We start from the raw sequence: 16,577 nt of genomic DNA, 5'->3' as shown, positions 1-16,577 counted from the left end.
GCCCGGCGCGGCTCCCATCATGGGGCTGGATCACTCCATCCACGACCCCGGATAGATTCGAGCAAGTCCACTTTAGGTCAACACTGCCTCGCTTGCAAAAATCGGGCTGACCATAGATTTTGTTTGGTTCGACGATCTCGCGTCGATGGCGACCGCGCCGGCCGCCGCCTCCGTCAGCGCGGGATGCCGAGCCGCGCCTTCGCGTCGTCGTATTCGCGCTTGAGCCGCTCGACGAGCGCGCCCACGCTCGGCAGGTCGTCCATCAGGCCGACGCCCTGGCCGGCACCCCAGATGTCCTTCCACGCCTTGGTCTTGTCGCTGCCGAAATTCATCTTGGTCTTGTCGGATTCCGGCAGCGCGTCCGGATCGAGGCCGGCCTTCTCGATGCTCTCGCGGATGTAGTTGCCGTGCACGCCGGTGAAGAGGTTCGTGTAGATGATGTCCGACGATTTCGCGTTCAGGATCGCGTGCTTGTAGTCGTCGATCGCGTGCGCTTCCTGCGTCGCGATGAAACGCGTGCCCATGTACGCGAAGTCGGCGCCCATCGCCTGCGCGGCGAGGATCGAGCCGCCGTTCGCGATCGAGCCGGACAGCACGATCGGGCCGTCGAAGATCTTGCGGACTTCGCCGACCAGCGCGAACGGCGACGTCGTGCCCGCGTGGCCGCCGGCGCCGGCCGCGACGAGGATCAACCCGTCGACGCCCGCTTCGAGCGCCTTCTGCGCGTGGCGCAGGTTGATCACGTCGTGCAGCACGATGCCGCCGTAGCTGTGCACCGCGTCGACGATCTCTCGCGCCGGTGCGCGCAGGCTCGTGATGAAGATCGGCACCTTGTGCTCGACGCACACGCGCACGTCGTGTTCGAGCCGTGCATTCGACTGGTGGACGATCTGGTTGACCGCGATCGGGCCGATCACCGCGTCGGGATGTTTTGCCTTGTGGTCGGCGAGTTCCGACTGGATCTGCGTGAGCCACGCGTCGAGCAGTTCGGCCGGGCGCGCGTTGAGCGCGGGGAACGAACCGACGATGCCCGCCTTGCATTGCGCGAGCACGAGTTCGGGGTAGCTGACGATGAACATCGGCGACGCGATGACGGGCAGCGTCAGGTTCTGCAGGACGGTGGGCAATGCCATGTGATGTCTCCAGTCTCCGGGGGGCCGTTGCGGTCGGACGGTGATTCGAGTGTATTGAGTGTAGCGGCGGAACGCGTTCGTTCATATTGATACGAACGGTCGTGCGATTCTACGCGAGCTTAACAAACTGCGCGGTGTGCCGGCAATCGAGTGAGTGTTCTCTTTCTACGGTTTCGGGTGCCTGGCCCGCTGTGAAGACGCGTCGTCGCTCCTAAAATAGCCGCCATAACAAACCAACGAGAAACAAACCATGTCGTTTGAGGCGTTTGCACCGTTTCGCGTGACGGTGCAGGACACCGACATTTTCGGTGTCAAAGGAGGCACGGGTCCGCCGCTGCTGTTGCTGCACGGCCATCCGCAGACCCACATGATCTGGCATCGCGTTGCGGCGACGCTCGCGAATCACTTCACGGTGATCGCCTCCGACCTGCGCGGCTACGGCGCATCGGGCCGGCCGCCGAGCGACGCGCGGCACACCCCGTATTCGAAACGGGCGATGGCGGCGGACCAAGTCGCCGTGATGCGGCATTTCGGCTTCGAGCAGTTCCACGTGTGCGCGCACGATCGCGGCGCGCGGGTCGCGCACCGGCTCGCGCTCGATCACGCGGAGGCCGTCGAGCGGATGATGCTGCTCGACATCGCGCCGACGCTCGCGATGTACGAGAAAACCGATCGCGCGTTCGCGACCGCGTATTTCCACTGGTTCTTCCTGATTCAGCCCGAGCCGCTGCCCGAGACGCTGGTGGGCGCGCACACCGATGCGTACATCGAGCGCGTGATGGGCAACCGGTCGGCCGGGCTGGCGCCGTTCGCGCCGGAGGCGCTCGACGCGTACCGGGCGGCGCTCGCGCAGCCGGGCGCCGTGCATGCGATGTGCGAGGACTACCGCGCGTCCGCGACGATCGATCTCGAGCACGACCGTGCGGATCTCGAACGCGGCAACAAGGTCGCGTGCCCGCTGCGCGTGCTGTGGGGCGAGCACGGCGTCGTCGGCCGCTGCTTCGATCCGCTCGACGAATGGCGGCGCGTCGCGCGCGACGTCAGCGGCCGCGCGCTCGATTGCGGGCACTACATTCCGGAAGAGGCGCCCGCCGCGCTGATCGACGAACTGCTCGCGTTCTTCGAGGCGCGCGACGCGGCGGCATGACGGTGCGGGCGCGCGGGCGGCGCGTGCCGCCCGCGGCTCAGGGATGTACGCTTGCCGTCGCGGCTCAGCGGTGTGCGTGGTCGTCCTCGACGAGCGGCGGCAGGCGGCGCGGCACGGGCGTCGATTTCACGATCGCGGTGCTCGTCTCCGCGCGCTCCGTCACCTTCGACAGGATGTCGTCGAGATGCTCGATCGTGCGCAGGTAGAGCCGGCAGATGAAGCAGTCGTCGCCGGTGACCTTGTCGCATTCGACGAACTCGGGAATCCGCCGCAGCAACTCCTCGACCAGATGCAACTGGCCCGGCAGCGGCTTCACGCGGACGATCGCCTGCAGCGTGTAGCCGAGCGCGCGCGGATCGAGCTCGACGGTGAACGCGGCGATCACGCCTTGCGCCTCGAGCCGCCGCACGCGATCGGCGGTCGCGGGCGCCGACAGTCCGATCTGCCGGGCGAGTTCGCTGGTCGCGAGGCGCGCGTCGTCGGCCAGCGCGGCGACGATCGCGCGGTCGGTCGCGTCGAGCGACGTGACGGCGGGCGGGGAAAGGCGTTTCGGCATGATCGCTTTGCTTTCGAAGGTGAATTGGCGGATTCACTTCAGTTTAGTCATGGTTGCGGCGAAAGCAAGTTTCTAGAATCGAACTCATCCCTGCTTTTCAACGGAGTTCATGATGGCCTCGAATGAAATTCGCCGCGGCGCCGCCGAGATGATCGTCGCGATGCTGATGTCCGGCACGATCGGCTGGCTCGTGATGTCGTCGCAGCAGCCGCTGACCAATGTCGTGTTCTTCCGCTGCATATTCGGCGCCGCGACGCTCGCGATCGTCTGCGCGGCGTTCGGCTTCCTGCGCCGCTCGCTGTTCTCGCCGCGGATGCTCGCGCTCGTGACGCTCGGCAGCCTCGCGATCGTCGCGAACTGGCTGCTGCTGTTCGCCGCCTATTCGCGCGCGTCGATCTCGATGGCGACCGCCGTCTACAACACCCAGCCGTTCATGCTCGTCGCGCTCGGGGCCATCGTGTTCCGCGAGCGGATCACCGCGTCGACGCTCGCGTGGCTCGCGCTCGCGTTCGCCGGGCTGGTGTTCGTGGTGCGCGTCGAGCCGGCCGTGCTCGCGGTGCCCGGCGAATATCTGGAAGGCGTCGCGCTGTCGCTCGGCGCGGCATTCCTGTATGCGATCTCGTCGATCATCACGAAGCACCTGAAGGGCACGCCGCCGCATCTGCTCGCACTGCTGCAGGTCGGCCTCGGCATCGTGCTGCTCGCACCGTTCGCGCACTTCGACACGTTGCCGGCGACGGCCGGGCAATGGCTCGACCTGATCGTGCTCGGCATCGTCAACACCGGGCTGATGTACGTGCTGCTGTACGGCGCGATCCAGAAGCTGCCGACCGCGATGACGGGCGCGCTGTCGTTCGTCTATCCGGTCGTCGCGATCGTCGTCGATCGCGTCGCGTTCGGGCAGACGCTCGCGTGGACGCAGGTGTTCGGCGCGCTGCTGATCCTGCTCGCGGCGGCCGGTGTGAACCTCGGCTGGCGCATCGTGCCGGCGCGTCGCGCGACGGTCGGCAACTGAAACGGTCAGACGATTCGGCGCGGCCGCGCGCTCACGTAGCGGCCCGTCGAATGCGCGTGTCGGGAATGAAGATTGCACGCCGAATGCCGCCCCGCCGACGTCGCGCGCAGCCGTGAAAAGCGCTGTAAGAAGTTGTAGGGAAACACCCGATGCGATGCGGTCGCGTCGCTCGTATGATGCGGGCTGTGACGTTGATCACGTTCACAGGATTCCGATCTCGATGCCGTTCGCCCGTGAGGTTGAACGGCTTTTTTTTATGTCTCGCTGCCCGCGATCAGGCGCCGCCGCGCGTCGAGCCGCGCGAGCAGCGCGCGCCTCGCGTCGTCGTCCGACTCACGCCATCCCTTGATCTCGCCGCGCGTGCGCAGGCAGCCCGCGCACCAGTCGGTGCGCGGATCGATCCGGCAGACGTCGGTGCACGGCGACGCGACCGTGGCGACCGGCATCGTCACGTCGCTCATGCGGACTCCCGCAACGCGACGTCCGCGACCGGCGCGCCCGTCAGCGACACGAGCTCGTGCGGCGACAGGTTGAACACCGCGTGCGGATGGCCGGCGGCGGCCCACAGGCTGTCGAGCGCGAGCAGGTCGGCGTCGATCAGCGTGACCGGTTCGACCAGATGGCCGATCGGACAGACGCCGCCGATCGCATAGCCGGTGTTGTCGCGCACGAATTTCGCGTCCGCGCGGCCGACCGGGCCGACCTGCGCGGCGACCTTCTTTTCGTCCACGCGGTTCACGCCGCTCGCGATCACCAGCACGGGTGCGCCGTCGGCCTGCCGGCGAAACAGGATCGACTTCGCGATCTGCGCGACCGAGCAGCCGAGCCCGGCCGCGGCCTCGGCCGACGTCTTGCCGGTTTCGGCGAGCATCACGATGCCTTTCGCATGGCCGCGCTCGCGCAGCAGCAGCGCGACGCGTCGCGCGGAATCGGGAAGGGAATCGAATGAAGCGGGTGTCGTCATGTCGGGGAATCCGTGGAACGAGGTGATCAGACGCAGTTCGCGGCGTCGGCCGCGCTCTGCGCCTTGGCAAGCAGTGCACGACCGGCGCGCGACACGTTCGCGCGGCCGATCGCGTTCGAGATGAAATCGCCTGCGGCGACGACCTGCGCGAGATCGATGCCGGTCTCGATGCCGAGGCCCTGCATCAGGTACAGCACGTCCTCGGTCGCGACGTTGCCGGTCGCGCCCTTCGCGTACGGGCAGCCGCCGAGGCCCGCGACCGACGCGTGGAAGATCTCGATCCCTTCGAACAGCGCCGCGTAGATGTTCGCGAGCGCCTGGCCGTAGGTATCGTGGAAGTGGCCCGACAGGCGTTCGCGCGGGAACACGCGCGTGACGGCCGCGAGCACTTCGCGCGTGCGCTTCGGCGTGCCGACGCCGATCGTGTCGGCGATGTCGATCTCGTCGCAGCCGAGCGCGGCGAACCGTTCGACGACGTCGACGACCGACGCGACCGGCACCTCGCCCTGGTACGGGCAGCCGAGCGTGCACGACACGCTGCCGCGCAGCCGCAGGCCCGCGTCCTTCGCGGCCTTCGCGACCGGCTCGAAGCGCGCGATGCTCTCGGCGATGCTGCAGTTGATGTTCCGCTGCGAGAACGCTTCGCTCGCCGCGCCGAAGATCACGACTTCGTCGGCCCGTGCAGCGACCGCATTCTCGAAGCCCTTCAGGTTCGGCGTGAGCACCGAGTACACGGTGCCCGCGCGGCGCTCGATGCCGGCCATCACGTCGGCGCCGTCGGCCATCTGCGGCACCCATTTCGGCGAGACGAACGACGCGGCCTCGACGTTGCGGAAGCCGGCGCGCGACAGCCGGTCGACGAGCGCGATCTTCACGTCGGTCGGTACGAAGGTCTTCTCGTTCTGCAGCCCGTCGCGCGGGCCGACTTCGACGATCTTGACGGCGGTGGGGAACGTCATGGTTGTCTCCGGTTTTGTGTAGGCGGAATTCAGTAGCCGCGTGCGTAGTCGACGATGCCGCTGACGGGCGCGCCGCGCTCGAACGCGCGGATCTTGCCGGCGATCTGTTCGACGGCTTCCGCGCGCAGCGTCTCGGCCGAGCTGTGCGGCGTGATCGTGATGCGCGGCGCGCGCCAGAACGGATGATCGTCCGGCAGCGGTTCGTGCTGGAACACGTCGAGCGTGGCCGCGGCGACCTGGCCGCTTGCAAGTGCGTCGAGCAGGTCGGCTTCGACGAGATGCGCGCCGCGCGCGACGTTGACGACGTACGCGCCGGGCGCGAGCCGCGCGAACGCGCGCGCCGACAGGATGCCGTCGGTGTCGCGCGTGCTCGGCAGCAGGTTGACGAGCACCTTCGCGCCGTCGATGCACGCGTCGAATGCGCCGTCGCCGGCGAAGGTCGCGACGCCGTCGAGCTGCTTCGCGCTGCGGCTGTAGCCGCGCACCGGCAGGCCGAGCGCGGCGAGCGCGCGGGCGACTGCCGCACCGAGCACGCCGAGGCCGAGGACCGCGACGGCGAAGCTCGCGCGCGCATGCGGTTCGAGCGGCTGCCAGCGGCGCTCGCGCTGTTGCAGGTCGTATTCGTCGAAACGGCGCAGGTAGCGCAGCACCGCGTGCGTCACGTATTCGACCATCTGCTGCGCCATGCCGGAATCTTCGAGCCGCACCAGCGGCACGTGCGCGGGCAGCGTGCCCGGATGCGCGTGCTCGAGCGCGAGCAGCGCATCGACGCCCGCGCCGAGGTTGAAGATCGCGCGCAGGCCGTCGCGCGGCGCGAACAACTCGCGCGGCGGGCGCCACACGAGCGCGTAGTCGGCGGCGGCCGTATCGCCCGGCTGCCACGCGCGCAGGTCGGCTTCCGGCAGCGCACGCGCGATCTCGTCGCGCCATGCGCCGGCGTCCTGATGCGGTGAATGGAACAGGATCTTCATTGCGTGACGGCGCGCGCGCCGGCGAGGTGCGTCGTGGGAACGACGAGTAGAGCCGGGCGCGGCGCGCCGGCGGACGTAGCGGACATCGGGCGACTCCTGACGACCGGCCCGGCGCGTCGGCGCGGGGACGGTTCCGTGTGAAGCTGACGGGAAGCCCACATTCTACGGTTTCGCCGCGCATTGCGCCGTCGTGCGGGCCGGGCGTTCGACCCGGGCCGCGTTTCGCACGGTCGCCGGGCCGTCGGCCGAGCAAAAGCAAAGCACAAAATATTGGTTCGGTCGCCGCGTACCCGACGCCACAATCGAACCTCGTCTTCAAGCAAGCGAGGGCAATCATGCGCGCATGCAGCAAATCGGCGTGGCCGCCGCGGCTCGTCACCGTTCCGGGCCTGCACGGCAGCGAAGGCGCCCACTGGCAGACCTGGCTCGAGCGGCAGTTCCCGCGCTCGTTGCGCGTCGAGCAGCACGACTGGGACGCGCCCGATCTCGCGGGCTGGGCGCAATCGGTGCGCGCGCTGCTCGATCGCGAGCGCGGCCCGTTCGTGCTCGCCGCGCACAGCTTCGGCTGCCTCGCGGCCGCGCATGCGCTCGCGCAGTGGCCGCACGTGGGCGATGTCGCGGGCGTGCTGTTCGTCGCGCCGGCCAGCCCGAAGAAATTCACCTTTGCCGGGCCGTTCGACGCGCGCCGGCTCGCGGTGCCGTCGATCGTGATCGGCAGCGAGACCGATCCGTGGATGCCGCTCGCCGATGCGCGCGCGCTCGCGCAGCGCTTGGGCAGCGCATTCGTGAACCTCGGCGACGCCGGGCACATCAACACGGCGGCCGGCTTCGGGCCGTGGCCGCGCGCGAAATATTTCATCGACACGCTGGTGCATTGCGCGGCGCCGCTGCGCTTTCGCGACGCGGACGACGGCTTCGAGGCCGCGCTCGTCGATCGCGCGCTCGCGCACGCGGTCTGACGGGCGGGTTGCGCGGCGCCTGCCGCGCGGCGGTGGTCGCGGCATCGCGCGCCGTCGCGCTTGCGGCGCTTGTGGCGCGCGCACGGGCCTGACGGCGGCCGGGTCCGAATCCCTTGGCCGGCCGGCTCGGCATCGCCCGTGAGGCGGCGCGATACCGTGCCGTTCATGCCGTCGCCGACCGTTACGTCATGCCAGCGCTGGCTCGACGTGAGCGCCCGCCGCTCTCCCTGAGCGGTACCGACTTCTATCAGGTGGCGACGGAATCAGCCCGGCGACGACGCGGCCGTGCTGGAGGCGGCTGCATTCGCGGCGGGCTTCGCATCGTCGTCGTCATCGGGCGGGTAGTGCACGACGGGCGGCGCGAGCGGCGCGGCATCGGACGCGGCGGTATTCGCGGTGGCGTCGCTGTTGAACGCGCTGGCGGCGCCGCTCGAGGCGCCGGCCTGCGGCGCGGCGTCGGTCGCGTTGGCGTCGTGCGGTGCGTCGTCGCTGCAGGCAGCAACGAACACGGCGGCACACAGAACGACGGCGACGGAAACGCGACGCATGACTTCTCTCCTGGCAGGCTGATCGGGAAACGTTTTCGAGTATGCCGCCGCGATGCGACGTTTCGGTGAATCGTCTGCGTTCGGGTCGTGATCGCGACAGGCTTTCGTCAGGCTGACCGAAGGCCGTCGCGGCGATCCGCCGGCACGCATGGCGGAATTTTCCAGCAGACGCGGATGCTGCGCACATTTACACGGCGCGCCACGCCGCGACCTGCCCGCAGCGACGCGCGCGCCATGCGCGGCATGGCCAATGCGCCCGGCAACTTGCGACCGATGCGCGCCCCGTCACGCCCAAAAACCGGGCGTTATTGCCGCTTCGTCAGCGAACGGCCAGTCGCGCGCCAGCGTGGCGTCATGAAGGCGCTATCACCACCAACGCGGCCCGCTGCCGCTGGGTGTGCGCCGCGCACAGGCGGCCGGCACTGCACCGGCACGCTGTCCCCACAATTTCGCGGCACCCGAATTGCTCTTTGCCGATGCGCGTGCCGACCGTGCTGCCATTCAGGCACGGGCGGCACATCCGCGTCCATCCACCATGGAGCGAGCAGAAGTCATGTCCAGCGATCGATCCGATTCTCCGTCTGCCGAACCGGCGCGCGATGCCGCCGCGTCGCCGCTCGGGACCAGCCATTCAGCGGGGGCGCCGCTGCTGTCGCACGATACGCCGTCCAGCGCCGCGCGGCGCCGCTTCCTGCAATCCGCGGCGGCTGCCGCGACCGTCAGCGCCGCATCGCACGTTCATCCGCAGCCGCCGCACGCGGCATCCACGCCGGCCGCGCCCCGCCGCGATACGGTGCCGGCGCAGCCCGTGCGTCTCGACATCAACGGACGCGCGTACACGCTGCAGCTCGAACCGCGCGTCACGCTGCTCGACGCACTGCGCGAATACGCCGGGCTCACGGGCACGAAGAAGGGCTGCGATCGCGGGCAGTGCGGCGCGTGCACGGTGCTCGTCGACGGGCGGCGCATCAACGCCTGCCTGACGCTCGCGGTGATGCACGAAGGCGCGCGGATCACGACCGTCGAAGGGCTGGCGCGCGGCGGCGAGCTGAGCCCGGTGCAGCGCGCGTTCGTCGAATGCGATGCGTTCCAGTGCGGCTACTGCACGTCCGGCCAGCTCTGCTCGGCGACCGCGCTGCTCGACGAGTTCGCGGCGGGCGCGGGGAGCGCGGCTACCGGCGACGTGCGGCGCCGTCCCGCGCAGCTGTCGGACGACGAGATCCGCGAGCGCATGAGCGGCAACCTGTGCCGCTGCGGCGCGTACCCGAACATCGTCGCCGCCGTGCGCGCCGCGCATGCGGCGCATGGCTAGCCGACGGAGGGCACCGCAATGGAAGCGATCTCCTACGAACGCGCGACCGACGTCGCCGGCGCCGTGCGCGCGGCGCAGCGGCCCGGCGCGGCATTCATCGGCGGCGGCACGAACCTGCTCGACCTGATGAAGGGCGGCGTCGCGCAGCCCGTCACGCTCATCGACATCACGCGGATCGCGGGCCTCGATACGGTCGACGCGCTGCCCGGCGGCGGCGTGCGCATCGGCGCGTTGGTACGCAACAGCGATGCAGCCGACCATCCGCGCCTGCGCGCCGACTATCCGCTGCTGTCGCAGGCGCTGCTCGCCGGCGCGTCCGCGCAATTGCGCAACATGGCGACCGTCGGCGGCAACCTGATGCAGCGCACGCGCTGCCCGTATTTCTACGATCCCGCGTTCGCGCAGTGCAACAAGCGCGACCCGGGCAGCGGCTGCGCGGCGATCGGCGGCCACAACCGGATGCACGCGATCCTCGGCGCGAGCCCGCAGTGCGTGGCGGTGAACCCGTCGGACATGAGCGTCGCGCTCGCCGCGCTCGACGCCGTCGTGCAGGTGAGCGGCCCGCGCGGCGCACGGCAGATTCCGATCGCGTCGTTTCACCGCTTGCCGGGCGATCGGCCCGATCTCGACACGACGCTCGAGCCGGGCGAACTGATCACCGCGGTGGACTTGCCGCCGCCGCGCTTTGCCGACCATGCGCACTATCTGAAAGTGCGCGATCGCGCGAGCTACGCGTTCGCGCTGGTGTCGGTCGCGGCCGCGTTGCGGATGGACGGCCCACGCATCGCCGACGCGCGGATCGCACTCGGCGGCGTCGCGCACAAGCCGCTGCGCGCGACGGAGGCGGAAGCGCATCTCGCGGGCCGCACCCCGACCGACGCGACGCTGCGCGAGGCGGCCGCGCTGGCGTTGCGCGATGCGCGGCCGCTCGACGGCAATGGCTTCAAGGTCACGCTCGCGCAGCGGGCGATCGTCCGTGCGGTCGGAACGGCAGCCGCCACGACGGGAGGTGCCGCATGAACACGTTGACGGGACAACCGCTCGACCGGGTCGACGGTGTGCTGAAGGTGACGGGCGGCGCGCATTACGCGGCCGAATTCTCCGATACGCGGCTCGCGCACGCGGTGCTCGTGACGAGCACGATCGCGTCCGGCCGCATCGAATCGATCGATGCGGCGCGCGCCCGCGCGATGCCGGGCGTGCTGATCGTGATCACGCACGAGAACGCGATGCGGCTGCCCAACGGCGGCCGGCCGCCGCTGTCGCCGCCCGCCGGGCGCCGGCTCACGTTGCTGCAGGACGACACGGTGCGCTACAGCAACGAACCCGTCGCGGTCGTCGTCGCTGAAACCCTCGAGCAGGCGACCGACGCCGCGCATGCGGTGCAGGTGCGTTATCGCGCGAGCGAGGCGGTGGTGGATTTCGGGCAGGCGAAGCGCAGCGCGCGCGTGCCGCCGAAGCAGCAGGGCCGCGCGATGGACACGCAGCGCGGTGACGTCGAGGCCGGCCTGCGCGAAGGCGCGGTGCGCATCGACGCAACCTATACGACGCCGATGCAGCACCACAACCCGATCGAGCCGCACGCGACGATGGCGCGCTGGGACGGCCCGACGCTCACGCTGCACGACGCGACGCAGGGTGTGTCGGGCGCGAGCACGGCGGTGGCCGCCGTGTTCGGCATCGCGCCGGAGCACGTGCGCGTGATTTCGCCGTTCCTCGGCGGCGGCTTCGGCTGCAAGGGTTCGTCGTGGTCGCACGTGTCGTTGTGCGCGATGGCCGCGAAGCAGGTCGGGCGGCCGGTTCGTCTCGCGCTGACGCGGCCGCAGATGTTCGGCCCGGTCGGCGGGCGACCGTTCACCGAACAGCGCATCGTGCTGGCCGCACGCCAAGATGGAACGTTGACCGCGATGCGCCACGACACGATCGCCACCACGTCGACGTTCGAGGACTGGATGGAGATGTGCGGGATGCCGTCGCGCATCATGTACGCGGTGCCGAACCAGGCAACCACGCACCGGATCGTATCGCTGAACGTCGGCACGCCGACGTTCATGCGTGCGCCCGGCGAGGCGTCGGGCTCGTTCGCGCTGGAATCGGCGATGGACGAGCTCGCGTGGCGGCTCGGCATGGACCCGGTCGCGCTGCGGCTCGCGAATTACGCGGCGGTCGATCCGCAGGAGGGCAAGCCGTGGTCGAGCAACAAGCTGCGCGAGTGCTACGAGGCCGGCGCGCGGCGCTTCGGCTGGTCGCGCCGCACCGGCGCGCCGCGCACGATGCGCGACGGCGACACGCTGATCGGCCTCGGGATGGCGGCCGCCACGTATCCGGCGAACCGCAGCGAAGCGTCGGCGCGGGCGCGCATCCTGCCGGACGGCACGGCCGAAGTCGCGTCGGGCACGCAGGACATCGGCACCGGCACCTATACGGTGATGACGCAGGTCGCGGCCGATGCGCTCGGTTTCGCGCCGCAGAACGTGCGCTTTTCGCTCGGCGATTCCAGTCTGCCGCGCGCGCCGGTATCGGGCGGCTCGCAATCGGCGGCAAGCGTCGCGCCCGCCGTGCGCGAGGCCGCGCTGCAGGCGCGCGCGAAGCTGATCGCGCTGGCGATTGCCGACTCCGGATCGCCGCTGCACGGCGCCGCGGCCGACGACGTGACGGTCGACAGCGGCTGGGTCGTGCATCGCGGCGACCCGTCGCGGCGCGATCCGGCCGCGGCGGTGATCGCGCGTGCGGGCGGCCAGCCGATCGACGCGCAGGCGACGGCGAAGCCCGGCGACGAGAAGTCGCGCTATGCGTCCCATTCGTTCGGCGCGGTGTTCGCCGAAGTGCACGTTGACGCCGAGCTCGGCACGATTCGCGTGCCGCGCATCGTCGGCGTCTACAGCGTCGGCCGCCTGCTCAACGCGAAGACGGTGCGCAGCCAGTTGATCGGCGGGATGGTGTGGGGGCTCGGCACCGCGCTCGAGGAAGGCTCGCATCTCGACGTGCGGCACGGCCGCTTCACGAACGCGAATCTCGCCGAATATCACGTGCCCGTGAACGCGGACATCGGCGAACTCGACGTGAGTTTCGTCGACGAAAACGACACGCATTTCAATCCGCTCGGCATTCGCGGCATCGGCGAGATCGGCATCACCGGCGTGCCGGCCGCGATCGCCAATGCGGTCTATCACGCGACCGGCGTGCGGGTGCGCGATCTGCCGATCACGCTCGACAAGGTGGCGATGCCGATGCGCGCGTGAGCGTCGGCATCGGCATTGGCGTCAGCGCCGCGGCGTCCTGCGCCGCACTTCGCTGCGCAGCCAGTCGAGCCAGGTGCGGATCGCGGCTTCGTGCGGATGGCCGGGGCGCCACACGACGTAGTGCGCGTACACGTCGGTGATGCGTACCGTCGACACGCGCACGAGCGTGCCGTCGGCGAGTTCCGGCTCGATCAGCGAGCGGCGCGCGAGCGCGACGCCGCGGCCTTTCAGCGCCGCGTCGATCAGCGCGTTCGTGTCGGTGAAGCGCGGCGCGCGCGCGGATTCGGTGAGGTCGAGCCGCGCGGCCTGGCACCACGGTTCCCACGGCTGCGCGGGATGACGCAGCAACGTCGCGCGTACGAGGTCGGCCGGCGTGCGCGGCGCGACGCCGTCGCGATTGCGGTATGCAGGGCTCGCGACCGGGAAGATCGTCTCGTTCATCAGCTTCTCGGCGATGACGCCGGGCCACGTGCCGGGCCCGTAGCGCAACGCGACGTCGATGCGGTCGCGCTTGCGCAGCGGCGCGAGCGCCACCTCCGGATGCAGCACGATCGAGATGTGCGGATGCGCGGCGGAGAAGCGCGGCAGGCGCGGCGCGAGCCAGCGCTCGGCGACGCTCGGCAGCACGCTCACGTTCAGCGTCACGTCGCAGGTGCGCGGGCGGCGGCGCACCGCCAGCGTCGGCTCGAACGCGCGTTCGAGCACGCTCAGGCCCTGGCGAACCTGCAGTGCGAGGGCATGCGCGGCGTGCGTCGGCGTCGCGCCGTTGCGTTCGCGCGTGAACAGCGGATAGCCGAGCTGCGCCTCGAGCGCGCGAATGTGCTGGCTGACCGCGCCTTGCGTGAGCGCGAGCTCGTCGGCCGCGCGCGTGAAGCTCTGCAGCCGCACGGCGGCTTCGAACGCGCGCAGCGTCTGCAACGGAGGGAGGTGGATGCGTCGCATACGGGTATTAGTAACACTAATGTCCGAGCACGACAATTCATCGTTTGCCGCGCGGCGGCGTGCGTTCCTACACTCGGTTCCGTCTTCCACAGCCCGTCGGGCCACACCGCCATGAACGCCTATCGTCTCTATCTTTCGCCGGGCGCCTGCTCGCTCGCCGCCCACATCGCGCTGGAGGAAACCGGCGCGCCGTTCGACGTCGAGATCGTGTCCGTGCGCGAGCAGCAGAACCTCGAAGCGCGCTATCTCGCGATCAACCCGAAAGCGCGCGTGCCCGTGCTCGCGATTCCGGGCGAGCCGCGCGTGCTGACCGAAACGCCGGCGATCCTCACGTATCTCGCGCGCCGCTATCCGGATGCGCAATTGCTGCCGCTCGACGATCCGCTGCGCGAGGCGCGGTGCCACGAATGGCTCGCCTGGCTGGTCGGCTGGGTGCATGGCGTCGGCTACGGCGCGCTGTGGCGGCCGGGCCGCTTCATCGACGATCCGGCGCTGCACGGCGCGGTCAGCGCGCACGGGCGCGGCACGATCGACGCCGCGAACGCGTCGATCGAAGCGCTGCTGGCCGACGGCCGCACGTGGGCCGAGCCGGGCGCGCATTCGATCGTCGATCCGTTCCTGCTCGTGCTGTATCGCTGGGGCGTCGCGATCGGGCTCGACATGACGCGGCATCCCGCATGGACCGCCCATGCGCAGCGTGAGGCCGAACGGCCGGCCGCGCGGCGCGCGCTGGCGCGCGAGGCGGCCTGACCGGGGGGAGCGGTCGTCGCGGATCTTTGCTGCGACGCCCGCGTCGCCCGAGTGAAACGGGCGGGGCGGCTATTTCGCCGCGAACAGCGGGTAGGTCGCGCCCGCGACCAGCGCCGCCGCGAGCCACACCACGCTCCACGAACTCGCGGCGAGCAGCGGCGGAATCGCGAGCGGCGTCGCGAACAGCCCGAGGTAGACGACCGTGTTCGCCATCCCGAGCGCGGTGCCCGCGTGGTTCGCGCCGGCGAGCGTCGCGAGCTCCGTGTACGCGACGCCGTGCCACGCCGACACACAGATGCCGGCGAACACGAGAATCGCGACGATCGCGGCGAGCGGCACATGCGGGCTGCCGGCCGTCGCCGCCGCGAGCAGCGTGAACGACCCGGCCGCGACGAACACGGAGCCGCGCAGGTACGCGCGCCGGTTGCCGTGCCGGTCGGTGTGGCGGCCGCTCCAGACGCGCATCACCATCGCGCCGAGCTGCAGCGCGACCATCGCCGCGCTGATGCCGGCGAGGCCGAGCCGGCCGAAGTCGTGCAGGAACACCGTCGCGAACGTGAGTACCGCGAACTGCGGCGCGCACAACAGGCCGATGCCGAGCACGATCCGCCACACCGGGCGGCTCGCCAGCGGGTTGCGCGTGGGGCTGGCGGCCTGCGGCCGTTGGGCCGCGTGTGGCGCGGTGACGTGTGGGGCGAGGTGCGCCGCGGCCGGCTCGGCGGGCGGCTCGTGCAGCCAGCGCCACGTGAGCGCGGCCGATCCCGCGCACAGCAGCATCAGCGCACCGAACACCGCGGCGAAGCCGGCATGCGACGCGAGCGACGGCAGCAGCGCCGCGCCGAGGCCGCCGCCGAGCGGCACGGCCGTCTGGCGGATGCTCATCGCGAGCCCGCGTTCGCGCTCGCCGAACCAGCGCATCACCGCGCGCCCGCTCGAGCCGTTCACGCTGCCGCCGAGCAGGCCGACGCAGCACATCGCCGCGACGACGCGCATCAGCGGCGGCACCGCGTGCGCGCTCGGGACGATCGTGCACACCATCAGCGCGAGCATCGCGGCCGTCGCGACGAGCCCGGTCAGCAGTACGCGGCGGTCGCCGAAGCGGTCGGCGGCGATTCCCCACGGCAATTCGGACAGCGCGACGCCGAAGCCGAGCGCGCCGAGCACGAGGCCGAGCGCGTCGTTGTCGAGGTGATAGGCCGAGCGCATCCACACGGCCGTGGTCGGAATACCGGCCGCGGCGGCCGAAAAGCTCAGGTTCGCGGCGACGCCGGCCGCCAGCACGCGCCAGCGATGGGCGGGCCCGCGCACGTCGCGGGCAGGCGAGGAGGGAGAAACGATGCACGACGTATCCATGACGGTAGGCCCGGTTCGAAGTTGACGGCCACAGTCTGGCGGCCTACATTCATCCTGAAAATCGGAAAGTTTTTGATGAATCGTTCGATAAATCAGGATGATTGAGATGCCCGGACAAGACATTCCGCGCGAGGGCGGCGAGCCGCTCGCGGGGGCCGATGCCACGCTGGCGCGGCCCAACTTCGACGTCGCGGCGCTGCGCAGCCTCGTCGCGGGCGTGGATCTCGGCAGTTTCGCGAAGGCGGCCGACCGCGTCGCGCGCTCGTCGTCGGCGGTGAGCGCGCAGATTCGCAAGCTCGAGGAGCAGGCCGGTACGCCGCTGTTCGTGAAAGCCGGGCGCGGGCTCGCGCTGACCGACGCCGGCGACGCGATGGTGCGCTACGCGCGGCGGATGATCGAGCTGAACGACGAGGCGGCCGCGGCCGTGCGCGGCGTGAAGCTCGACGGCTGGGTTCGGGTCGGGCTGCAGGAGGATTTCGGCGAGGCGATCCTGCCGGACGTGCTCGGGCGCTTCGCGCGCGCCCATCCGAAGGTGAAGATCGAGGCGCGCGTCGCGCGCAACGCCGATCTGCTCGACCGGCTCGATGCGAACCAGCTCGATCTGGCGCTCGTGTGGGGCGATCCGGCGTCGGCGGCGCTCGTGTCGCGGTCGGGCGTCGACAGCGAGGCGATCGCGCAGGTGCCGATGCAATGGATCGGCGCGGTGGCGGGCGGGCGTGTCGGGAT

17 protein-coding genes are annotated in these 16,577 nt (G+C 70.4%); 8 read left to right on the top strand and 9 right to left on the bottom strand.

The window, feature by feature from the left end:
• Window positions 1–173: 173 nt before the first annotated feature.
• Complete coding sequence (locus H3O04_RS25685; protein WP_027809426.1) at window positions 174–1,133, bottom strand: NAD(P)H-dependent flavin oxidoreductase; 960 nt, start codon at window positions 1,131–1,133, stop codon at window positions 174–176.
• A gap of 250 nt (window positions 1,134–1,383) precedes the next feature.
• Here H3O04_RS25685 and H3O04_RS25680 point away from each other — a divergent pair, with 250 nt between their 5' ends.
• Complete coding sequence (locus H3O04_RS25680) at window positions 1,384–2,280, top strand: alpha/beta fold hydrolase (protein WP_202588709.1); 897 nt, start codon at window positions 1,384–1,386, stop codon at window positions 2,278–2,280.
• A 64-nt stretch (window positions 2,281–2,344) separates the two neighbouring features.
• Here H3O04_RS25680 and H3O04_RS25675 read toward each other — a convergent pair whose 3' ends face one another.
• A complete protein-coding gene (locus H3O04_RS25675) occupies window positions 2,345–2,836 on the bottom strand; it encodes an Lrp/AsnC family transcriptional regulator (RefSeq protein WP_006477619.1) in 492 nt (163 codons plus the stop codon).
• A gap of 112 nt (window positions 2,837–2,948) precedes the next feature.
• Here H3O04_RS25675 and H3O04_RS25670 point away from each other — a divergent pair, with 112 nt between their 5' ends.
• The gene (locus H3O04_RS25670; protein WP_202588710.1) at window positions 2,949–3,851 is read left to right on the top strand and encodes a DMT family transporter; all 903 of its coding nucleotides are present in this window, start codon (window positions 2,949–2,951) and stop codon (window positions 3,849–3,851) included.
• Window positions 3,852–4,105: 254 nt separating this feature from the next.
• Here H3O04_RS25670 and H3O04_RS25665 read toward each other — a convergent pair whose 3' ends face one another.
• The 4 genes from H3O04_RS25665 to H3O04_RS25650 are packed head-to-tail and all read right to left on the bottom strand — an operon-like array spanning window position 4,106 to window position 6,745.
• A complete protein-coding gene (locus tag H3O04_RS25665; protein WP_006477621.1) occupies window positions 4,106–4,312 on the bottom strand; it encodes a DUF1289 domain-containing protein in 207 nt (68 codons plus the stop codon).
• A complete protein-coding gene (locus H3O04_RS25660) occupies window positions 4,309–4,815 on the bottom strand; it encodes a YbaK/EbsC family protein (protein WP_023477734.1) in 507 nt (168 codons plus the stop codon). Before H3O04_RS25660 ends, H3O04_RS25665 begins: the two co-directional genes overlap by 4 nt.
• 26 nt (window positions 4,816–4,841) lie before the next feature.
• Window positions 4,842–5,774 (bottom strand): hydroxymethylglutaryl-CoA lyase, encoded by a 933-nt coding sequence (locus H3O04_RS25655; protein WP_012329350.1) that lies wholly within the window; start codon window positions 5,772–5,774, stop codon window positions 4,842–4,844.
• A 29-nt stretch (window positions 5,775–5,803) separates the two neighbouring features.
• On the bottom strand, window positions 5,804–6,745 hold the full coding sequence (locus tag H3O04_RS25650; RefSeq protein WP_202588708.1) for a 2-hydroxyacid dehydrogenase: 942 nt from the start codon (window positions 6,743–6,745) through the stop codon (window positions 5,804–5,806).
• Between the two features lie 335 nt (window positions 6,746–7,080).
• Here H3O04_RS25650 and H3O04_RS25645 point away from each other — a divergent pair, with 335 nt between their 5' ends.
• Window positions 7,081–7,704: an RBBP9/YdeN family alpha/beta hydrolase gene (locus H3O04_RS25645; protein ID WP_012329348.1), complete on the top strand. Its 624-nt coding sequence runs from the start codon at window positions 7,081–7,083 to the stop codon at window positions 7,702–7,704.
• 263 nt (window positions 7,705–7,967) lie between these two features.
• On the opposite strand, the gene H3O04_RS25640 is transcribed toward H3O04_RS25645, so the two are convergent.
• Complete coding sequence (locus H3O04_RS25640; protein ID WP_027809422.1) at window positions 7,968–8,252, bottom strand: hypothetical protein; 285 nt, start codon at window positions 8,250–8,252, stop codon at window positions 7,968–7,970.
• Between the two features lie 553 nt (window positions 8,253–8,805).
• On the opposite strand from H3O04_RS25640, the gene H3O04_RS25635 reads away from it, so the two are divergent.
• The 3 genes from H3O04_RS25635 to H3O04_RS25625 are packed head-to-tail and all read left to right on the top strand — an operon-like array spanning window position 8,806 to window position 12,806.
• Window positions 8,806–9,564, top strand: coding sequence for a (2Fe-2S)-binding protein (locus H3O04_RS25635; RefSeq protein ID WP_202588707.1), 759 nt, complete (start codon window positions 8,806–8,808; stop codon window positions 9,562–9,564).
• An 18-nt stretch (window positions 9,565–9,582) separates the two neighbouring features.
• On the top strand, window positions 9,583–10,584 hold the full coding sequence (locus H3O04_RS25630; RefSeq protein ID WP_202588706.1) for an FAD binding domain-containing protein: 1,002 nt from the start codon (window positions 9,583–9,585) through the stop codon (window positions 10,582–10,584).
• Window positions 10,581–12,806: a xanthine dehydrogenase family protein molybdopterin-binding subunit gene (locus H3O04_RS25625; RefSeq protein ID WP_202588705.1), complete on the top strand. Its 2,226-nt coding sequence runs from the start codon at window positions 10,581–10,583 to the stop codon at window positions 12,804–12,806. Before H3O04_RS25630 ends, H3O04_RS25625 begins: the two co-directional genes overlap by 4 nt.
• Before the next feature lie 21 nt (window positions 12,807–12,827).
• Here H3O04_RS25625 and H3O04_RS25620 read toward each other — a convergent pair whose 3' ends face one another.
• A complete protein-coding gene (locus tag H3O04_RS25620; RefSeq protein WP_202588704.1) occupies window positions 12,828–13,748 on the bottom strand; it encodes a LysR substrate-binding domain-containing protein in 921 nt (306 codons plus the stop codon).
• Between the two features lie 111 nt (window positions 13,749–13,859).
• Between H3O04_RS25620 and H3O04_RS25615 the strand changes: the two genes are divergently transcribed.
• Window positions 13,860–14,498 (top strand): glutathione S-transferase family protein, encoded by a 639-nt coding sequence (locus H3O04_RS25615; RefSeq protein WP_011546356.1) that lies wholly within the window; start codon window positions 13,860–13,862, stop codon window positions 14,496–14,498.
• Between the two features lie 69 nt (window positions 14,499–14,567).
• Here H3O04_RS25615 and H3O04_RS25610 read toward each other — a convergent pair whose 3' ends face one another.
• Window positions 14,568–15,851 (bottom strand): MFS transporter, encoded by a 1,284-nt coding sequence (locus H3O04_RS25610; RefSeq protein WP_202588703.1) that lies wholly within the window; start codon window positions 15,849–15,851, stop codon window positions 14,568–14,570.
• Between the two features lie 106 nt (window positions 15,852–15,957).
• Here H3O04_RS25610 and H3O04_RS25605 point away from each other — a divergent pair.
• Window positions 15,958–16,577: LysR family transcriptional regulator (locus H3O04_RS25605; RefSeq protein ID WP_202588702.1), on the top strand; the 620-nt coding region annotated here is incomplete at its 3' end.

Origin of the sequence: Burkholderia sp. KCJ3K979 (assembly GCF_016759955.1) — a bacterium.
Classification (GTDB): Bacteria; Pseudomonadota; Gammaproteobacteria; order Burkholderiales; family Burkholderiaceae; genus Burkholderia; species Burkholderia orbicola.
The sequence above is the reverse complement of the archived record's forward strand: the minus strand, read 5'-3'. Positions and strand labels throughout refer to the sequence as shown.

Bases quoted from the DNA above. Each gene is read 5' to 3' on its own strand.
- H3O04_RS25685 (WP_027809426.1), bottom strand. From the start codon at position 1,133: ATGGCATTGCCCACCGTCCTGCAGAACCTGACGCTGCCCGTCATCGCG.
- H3O04_RS25680 (WP_202588709.1), top strand. From the start codon at position 1,384: ATGTCGTTTGAGGCGTTTGCACCGTTTCGCGTGACGGTGCAGGACACC.
- H3O04_RS25675 (WP_006477619.1), bottom strand. From the start codon at position 2,836: ATGCCGAAACGCCTTTCCCCGCCCGCCGTCACGTCGCTCGACGCGACC.
- H3O04_RS25670 (WP_202588710.1), top strand. From the start codon at position 2,949: ATGGCCTCGAATGAAATTCGCCGCGGCGCCGCCGAGATGATCGTCGCG.
- H3O04_RS25665 (WP_006477621.1), bottom strand. From the start codon at position 4,312: ATGAGCGACGTGACGATGCCGGTCGCCACGGTCGCGTCGCCGTGCACC.
- H3O04_RS25660 (WP_023477734.1), bottom strand. From the start codon at position 4,815: ATGACGACACCCGCTTCATTCGATTCCCTTCCCGATTCCGCGCGACGC.
- H3O04_RS25655 (WP_012329350.1), bottom strand. From the start codon at position 5,774: ATGACGTTCCCCACCGCCGTCAAGATCGTCGAAGTCGGCCCGCGCGAC.
- H3O04_RS25650 (WP_202588708.1), bottom strand. From the start codon at position 6,745: ATGAAGATCCTGTTCCATTCACCGCATCAGGACGCCGGCGCATGGCGC.
- H3O04_RS25645 (WP_012329348.1), top strand. From the start codon at position 7,081: ATGCGCGCATGCAGCAAATCGGCGTGGCCGCCGCGGCTCGTCACCGTT.
- H3O04_RS25640 (WP_027809422.1), bottom strand. From the start codon at position 8,252: ATGCGTCGCGTTTCCGTCGCCGTCGTTCTGTGTGCCGCCGTGTTCGTT.
- H3O04_RS25635 (WP_202588707.1), top strand. From the start codon at position 8,806: ATGTCCAGCGATCGATCCGATTCTCCGTCTGCCGAACCGGCGCGCGAT.
- H3O04_RS25630 (WP_202588706.1), top strand. From the start codon at position 9,583: ATGGAAGCGATCTCCTACGAACGCGCGACCGACGTCGCCGGCGCCGTG.
- H3O04_RS25625 (WP_202588705.1), top strand. From the start codon at position 10,581: ATGAACACGTTGACGGGACAACCGCTCGACCGGGTCGACGGTGTGCTG.
- H3O04_RS25620 (WP_202588704.1), bottom strand. From the start codon at position 13,748: ATGCGACGCATCCACCTCCCTCCGTTGCAGACGCTGCGCGCGTTCGAA.
- H3O04_RS25615 (WP_011546356.1), top strand. From the start codon at position 13,860: ATGAACGCCTATCGTCTCTATCTTTCGCCGGGCGCCTGCTCGCTCGCC.
- H3O04_RS25610 (WP_202588703.1), bottom strand. From the start codon at position 15,851: ATGGATACGTCGTGCATCGTTTCTCCCTCCTCGCCTGCCCGCGACGTG.